Source organism: Gryllotalpicola sp. CP2-P1 (assembly GCF_057512245.1).
On sequence record NZ_JBLRDT010000151.1, the window covers coordinates 1 to 6,247 of the forward strand.

5 protein-coding genes are annotated in these 6,247 nt (G+C 70.6%); 2 read left to right on the top strand and 3 right to left on the bottom strand.

All coding sequences use genetic code 11. From position 1 onward, the window contains the following. Positions 1-90: 90 nt before the first annotated feature. The gene (locus tag ACM2XV_RS11250) at positions 91-1,026 is read right to left on the bottom strand and encodes a nucleoside hydrolase (RefSeq protein WP_487026982.1); all 936 of its coding nucleotides are present in this window, start codon (positions 1,024-1,026) and stop codon (positions 91-93) included. 335 nt (positions 1,027-1,361) lie between these two features. After that, on the bottom strand, positions 1,362-3,062 hold the full coding sequence (locus tag ACM2XV_RS11255) for a dolichyl-phosphate-mannose--protein mannosyltransferase (protein WP_487026983.1): 1,701 nt from the start codon (positions 3,060-3,062) through the stop codon (positions 1,362-1,364). A 50-nt stretch (positions 3,063-3,112) separates the two neighbouring features. On the opposite strand from ACM2XV_RS11255, the gene rsmI reads away from it, so the two are divergent. Further along, positions 3,113-3,928, top strand: a complete 816-nt coding sequence (gene rsmI / locus ACM2XV_RS11260) for a 16S rRNA (cytidine(1402)-2'-O)-methyltransferase (protein ID WP_344775469.1) — start codon at positions 3,113-3,115, stop codon at positions 3,926-3,928. Here the strand turns inward: rsmI and ACM2XV_RS11265 are convergent. After that, positions 3,925-4,362, bottom strand: coding sequence for a DUF4190 domain-containing protein (locus ACM2XV_RS11265; RefSeq protein WP_344775467.1), 438 nt, complete (start codon positions 4,360-4,362; stop codon positions 3,925-3,927). The two genes, rsmI and ACM2XV_RS11265, sit on opposite strands and share 4 nt — an antisense overlap. A gap of 133 nt (positions 4,363-4,495) precedes the next feature. Between ACM2XV_RS11265 and metG the strand changes: the two genes are divergently transcribed. Further along, positions 4,496-6,070 (top strand): methionine--tRNA ligase, encoded by a 1,575-nt coding sequence (gene metG, locus ACM2XV_RS11270; RefSeq protein WP_487026984.1) that lies wholly within the window; start codon positions 4,496-4,498, stop codon positions 6,068-6,070. Positions 6,071-6,247 lie beyond the last annotated feature (177 nt).

Consider the following 6,247-nt stretch of genomic DNA (forward strand, 5'->3'; position numbering starts at 1 on the left):
GCTCTCCGATCTCGCGCGGCTCGGTCACGCCCGTCTCTGCCACCCGCCCAGTTTAGAGAGCGGGGGATGCCGCGGGCGCCGCCGCCGCGCTCAGCGCACCGCGTCGGTCACGAGCCCCCAGAACCAGTCGGCGTCGAGGCCGAGGGCGACCGCGGTCGGCACGTCGCGCTGCACCCACGGCCGCAGATCGACGACGGTCATGCCGGTGGTGTGCTCGCCCTTCGTCTCGACGGCGATCGGCGCGCGCCTGAGCTCGACGTGGCCGCCACCGAGCTCCTCGTCGATGACGATCGCGACGGCGACCGGGTCGTGCACCGGCGGGGAGTCGAAGCCCTGCACATCCGAGTAGCGCCGGCCGTATTCGGCGATCAGATCGGTCATGAACTCGGCCTTCGGTCCGCCGACGGCCGTGATCCGCTCGGCGACCTCGGGCGTCGCCAGCGCCTGGTGGGTGACGTCGAGCCCGGCCATCGTGACGCGCCAGCCGGCCTCGAAGACCTCTGCCGCCGCCTCGGGGTCGAACGCGATGTTGAACTCCGCGACGGGAGTGAGGTTGCCGAGGTGCGCCGCGCCGCCCATGAGCACGACCTCGCGGACCCGTTCGACGATGCGGGGCTCGCGCCGCACCGCGAGTGCGATGTTGGTGAGCGGCCCGGTCGGCACGAGCGTGATCTCGCCCGGCTCGTGCGTCATGACGAGCTCGACGATGAGGTCGACGGCATTGCGGGCGTCGAGGGCGACGGATGCCTCGGGCAGCACGACCCCGTCGAGGCCCGAATCCCCGTGAATGTCGGCGGCGAACTCGGCCGAGCGCTGCAGCGGCCCGTCGGCGCCGGCCGCGATCGGCGCGGTGATGCCGGCGAGCGTTGCGATGCCGAGCGCGTTGTGCGTCACCTTGGGCAGGCTCTGGTTGCCCGCGACCGTCGTGACGGCCAGCAGCTCGATCGCGGGGTGCGCCTGCGCGAGCAGCAGGGCGACCGCGTCGTCATGGCCGGGGTCGCAGTCGAGGATGATCTTGCGGGGCATGCACCAACTCTCGCGCACGGCGCGCGAGAGGAGGGGCTCCACGCCCAGAAGCGAGCTCACCCGATGCGCGAGCTTGCCCCACAGGTTACTTGCCCCACAGGTTAACGGTGCAGGATGCCCCGACGCGCGGGCCTCGGCGAGGTCGGCGTCCGCGAGACGACCCGTGATGCCGCTCTCGTCGCGGATTCGCGCACGACGGGTCGTCCCACGAAGAGCGCAGACCGCGAGACGACCCTAGGTGTTGGAACTCGTGGCCAGAGGCGCATTACGGGTCGTCCCGCGGGGCTCCATCGGCGGCCCTGAGATCGCCGCCCGCAGGCATCCGCGCCCCGGCCCTAGATCCAGCTGCGCAGCCACATGTGGGCGCGCCAGAACTCATACGAGGTCTGCACGCCTGACCAGATCGGCCAGAAGAACGCGCTCGCCGCGAGCACGATCGCGAGGTACGCGGCGACGCTCGCGATGCCGCGGGTGCGGCGGTACGTGGAATCCGAGGGGCGGCCGAGCACCTTGGCCACGAAATAGACGATCGCGAGGATCAGGTACGGCTCGAAGGCGATGGCGTAGAAGGTGAAGATGGTGCGCCCGTGGTACAGGATCACCCACGGCAGCCACCCGGCGCCGACCGCCGTGAGCAGCAGCCCCGCGCGCCAGTCGCGGTGCCGGATCAGCACGTAGACGAGCCCGAGCAGCGCGAGCGTGCCGGCCCACCAGATGAACGGGTTGCCGAGGTCGGTGATCGCCCGCGCGCACCCGAACTGGGCCGCCGTGCACCCGCTCTGGCCCGTTCCGATCGACTGGTAGAACATGCTCGTCGGCCGCAGCATGAGCGTCCACCACAGCGAGTTCGACTGGTACGGATGCGTCGCGTGCAGGTTGATCGAATAGCCGTAGAGCTCGGTGTTGTAGTGCCAGAGGTTCTGCGCCCAGTACGGCACCCACGACAGCAGCCCGTGCCAGGCGTTCTGCCCGGGATTCGCCTCGACCCAGTGCCTGTCCCACCCGCCGCTCGTGAACAGCCAGCCCGACCACGCCGCGATGTAGGTCGCGATCGCGATCGGCACCATCGTGACGAAGCTGACGACGGCCTGGGCGAGGCCCTCCGTCGGGGCGAGGAACCCCGCCTTCCGGTAGGCCACGAAGTCGGAGAGCACGGAGTAGACGCCGAACACCGCGAGGAAGTAGAAGCCCGACCACTTGACGCCCGCGCACAGGCCGAAGGCGAGCCCGGCGGCGAGCAGCCAGGGGCGCCACAGCACCGGGCCAGGCAGACGCTTCGCGTCTCGCTGGGCGGAGCCCGGCGGTGGCGAATCGGCGCCCGTGAGGCGGCGAATCCGCCGGTCGCGATAGGAACGATCCAGCAGCACCGCGCCCACGCCGAGCAGCGCGAAGAGCATCACGAAGTTGTCGAGCAGTGCCACGCGGCTCATGACGATCGCGCTGCCGTCGACAGCCATCAAGAGGCCCGCGATGCACCCGAGCAGCGTCGAGCCGTGGAACAGCCTCTTGGCGATCAGAATGACGAGCACGACGGCGAGGATGCCGGCCACGGCGGTCGACAGGCGCCAGCCGACCGAGCTGTCGATGCCGGTGAGGTGCTCGCCGAGGGCGATGATCCACTTACCGAGCGGCGGGTGGGCGACGAATTCGGGCTTCGCCGACCAGCCGCTCGCGTTGCCCGCGTTGAAGTCCTGGTCGGCGTTCGCCACCCAGGCGCCCTCGTAGCCGAGGTGCGAGAGCGTCCACGCGTCCTTCACGTAGTAGGTCTCATCGAAGACCAGCGAGTGCGGCAGGCCGAGGTGCCAGAGGCGCAGCGCGGCGGCGAGCAGGGTGACGGCGATCGGTCCGCCCCAGTCCCAGAGGCGGCGGCCGAGCGGCGTCGCGAGGCGTGCGGCCCACCAGCTGTCGAGGCGGGTGCCGGTCGGCTCGGGCTCCTCGGGCGGCTCTGGTCGCTCCGCGTGCCGGGAGGAATCGACGATCTCGTCGAACTCGGCGTCTGCGGCGTCCGGGTCGGCGGGCTGGCTCACCCGCGCCATGGTACTCGGGCCTTCGATGGCCGATCTGGGCGCGGCATAGGCTCGTGGGCATGCTCATCCTCGCCGCGACGCCCATCGGAAACCTCGGCGACGCGACGCGGCGGCTGGTCGACACGCTGGCCTCGGTCGAGCTCGTCGCCGCCGAGGACACGCGGGTGGCGCAGCGGCTGCTGCAGGGCCTGGGCGTCGAGAACCGGCCACGGCTCATCGCCCTGCACGACCACAACGAGCGCGACCGCTCGGGCGACCTCGTCGAGCTCGCGCGTGCGAGCGACGTGCTGCTGATCTCGGATGCCGGCATGCCGACCGTCAGCGACCCGGGCTACCACCTCGTGCAGGCCGCGATCGCCGCCGGCGTCACGGTGACGGCGCTGCCCGGCCCGTCCGCGGTGCTGACCGCGCTCGCCCTCTCGGGGCTGCCCACCGACCGCTTCGCATTCGAGGGCTTCCTGCCCCGGAAGGAGGGGGAGCGGGCCAAGCTGCTGACGGCGCTCGCCGACGAGCGCCGCACGCTGGTGTTCTTCGAGTCCCCGAACCGCCTCGCGGCATCCCTCGCCGACATCGCCCGCTTCTTCGGCGACGATCGCCGCGTCGTCGTCGCGCGCGAGCTCACCAAGCTGCATGAGGAGGTGCGCCGCGGCACCGCCGCCGAGCTCGCCGCCTGGGCCGCGGGCGGTGTGCGCGGCGAGATCGTGATCGTCACGGAAGGCGCGGCCGAGAAGGTCGTGTCGCTCGAGAGCGGCGTCGCCGATGTCCTCGAGCGGGTCGCGGGCGGCACGCGATTGAAGGATGCCGCGGCCGAGGTCGCCGGCGAGACCGGGCTGTCGCGCCGCGAGCTCTACGAGGCGGCTCTGCGCGCGCGTTAGTTCCCCTGGCCGCCGTAGGGCGTGACCCGCGGCGTGGGAATCGGGAAGTTGCGGTTCCCGCCGAAGCCGCCCTGGCGGTAGACGCCGTCGCTCGCACCGCCGAAGTGCGTGAACGCGAAGACGATCCACACGACGATCAGCACGAGCCAGAGCGCGGTGAAGATGTAACCGAGGATGAGGCCGGCCTTCGCATACTCCCGGCCGCGCTCGGGCAGCCCCTTGCGGTACTCGGCGAGGGTGATGTGCCCGCACACGATGCCGACGACGGGAATGATGAAGGCGCCGATGAAGGTGATGAGCGCCATCACGTTGAAGGGCGGCAGCTGAGCCCGGTCGACGACCGGCTGGGCCGAGTAATAGGTGCCAGCGGCGGGAGCCGGCGCGGGGGCGGCCCCGGGCGCGGGGGCCTCGTGGGGTTCGTTCGGAGTGCTCACACCGCGACAATAGGCCGGGCATCCCGGGTGCCACGATGACAAAGCCGGTGTCTTGGATAAGGATCGGCGGGCGAAACGTAACCTCATCAGGGACGGCGCAGGCGCAGCGGCATCCGCCCCTAGGATTTAACGCATGCCAGACGGCCGCTCGTTCTACCTGACCACGCCCATCTTCTACGTCAATGACGTGCCGCACATCGGCCACGCCTACACCGAGGTTGCGGCCGATGTCATGACGCGCTGGCACCGTCAGGCGGGCGACGACACCTGGCTGCTCACGGGCACCGACGAGCACGGCCAGAAGATCCTGCGCACCGCGACCGCGAACGGCGCGAGCCCCAAGGAATGGACCGACCGGCTCGTCGAGACCGCGTGGAAGCCGCTGCTCGAGACGATCGACATCGCCAACGACGACTTCATCCGCACCACCGACGAGCGGCACGAGCGCCGCGTGAAGCTCTTCATCGAGAAGCTGCGCGAGGCCGGCCACATCTACGAGGCCGAGTACGAAGGGCTGTACTGCGTCGGCTGCGAGGAGTTCAAGCCCGAGTCCGAGATCGTCGAGGGCGCGGGCGAGTATGCCGGGCAGAAGGTCTGCGCCATCCACGGCCGCCCGCTCGAGCTCCTGCAGGAGAAGAACTACTTCTTCCGCATGAGCGCGTTCCAGCAGCAGCTGCTCGACCTCTACAAGTCGCAGCCCGACTTCGTGCAGCCCGAGAGCGCGCGCAACGAGGTCGTCGCCTTCGTCTCGCAGGGGCTCAACGACCTCTCGATCTCGCGCTCGAGCTTCGACTGGGGCATCCCGATCCCCTGGGACGAGAAGCACGTGCTCTACGTGTGGGTCGACGCGCTGCTGAACTACGCGACGGCGATCGGCTACGGGGAGGACGACGAGCAGTTCCAGCGCCGCTGGCCCGCCCGCCACATCGTCGGCAAGGACATCCTGCGCTTCCACGCCGTCATCTGGCCGGCCATGCTGCTCGCCGCCGGTCTTCCCGTTCCCGCGGGCGTGTTCGGCCACGGCTGGCTGCTCGTCGGCGGCGAGAAGATGTCGAAGTCGAAGCTGACGGGCATCGCGCCGAACGAGATCACGGACACCTTCGGGTCGGATGCCTTCCGCTACTACTTCATGCGCGCGATCTCCTTCGGGCAGGACGGCTCGTTCTCGTGGGAGGACCTCGCGGCGCGCTACCAGGCCGAGCTCGCGAACGGCTTCGGGAACCTCGCCTCGCGCGTGATCGCGATGGTGAAGCGCTACTTCGACGGCGTCGTGCCGCAGCCGGTCGCCGACGAGGCCGCCGATCTCGCCGTGCAGACGACCGTTGGCGCGGCCGCACTCGAGGCCGACGCCGCGATGGAGCGTTTCGCGATCCACGACGCGCTCGCCGCGGTGTGGAAGATCGTCGACGCGCTGAACGGCTACATCACCGAGCAGGAGCCGTGGGCGCTCGCGAAGGACGAGGCCACGCGCGACCGCGTCGCGACCGTGCTGTACACCGCCACAGAGGGCCTGCGCGCTCTCGCCGTGCTGCTCTCGCCCGTGCTGACGAAGGCGACGCCGAAGCTGTGGTCGGCGCTCGGCGTCGAGGACTCGCTGGGGGCCCTCGCTGAGCAGCCGCTGCGCGCGGCCGGCGAGTGGGGCCAGCTGAAGCCGGGCACCGTCGTCGGCGAGCTCGAGCCGCTCTTCCCGCGTATCGAGGCTGTCTAGCGCGTGGCATCCGACCGCTCCTACCCGCCGCTGCCCGACGCGCTCGCCGTGCCGGTCTACGACGATCACACGCACCTCGACCCGGCGATCCATCGCGACGAGCCCGGCCTCGAGCAGCTCGGGTGGCGCGAGCAGCTCGACCGTGCGGAAGCCGTCGGCGTGCGCGGGGTCGTGCAG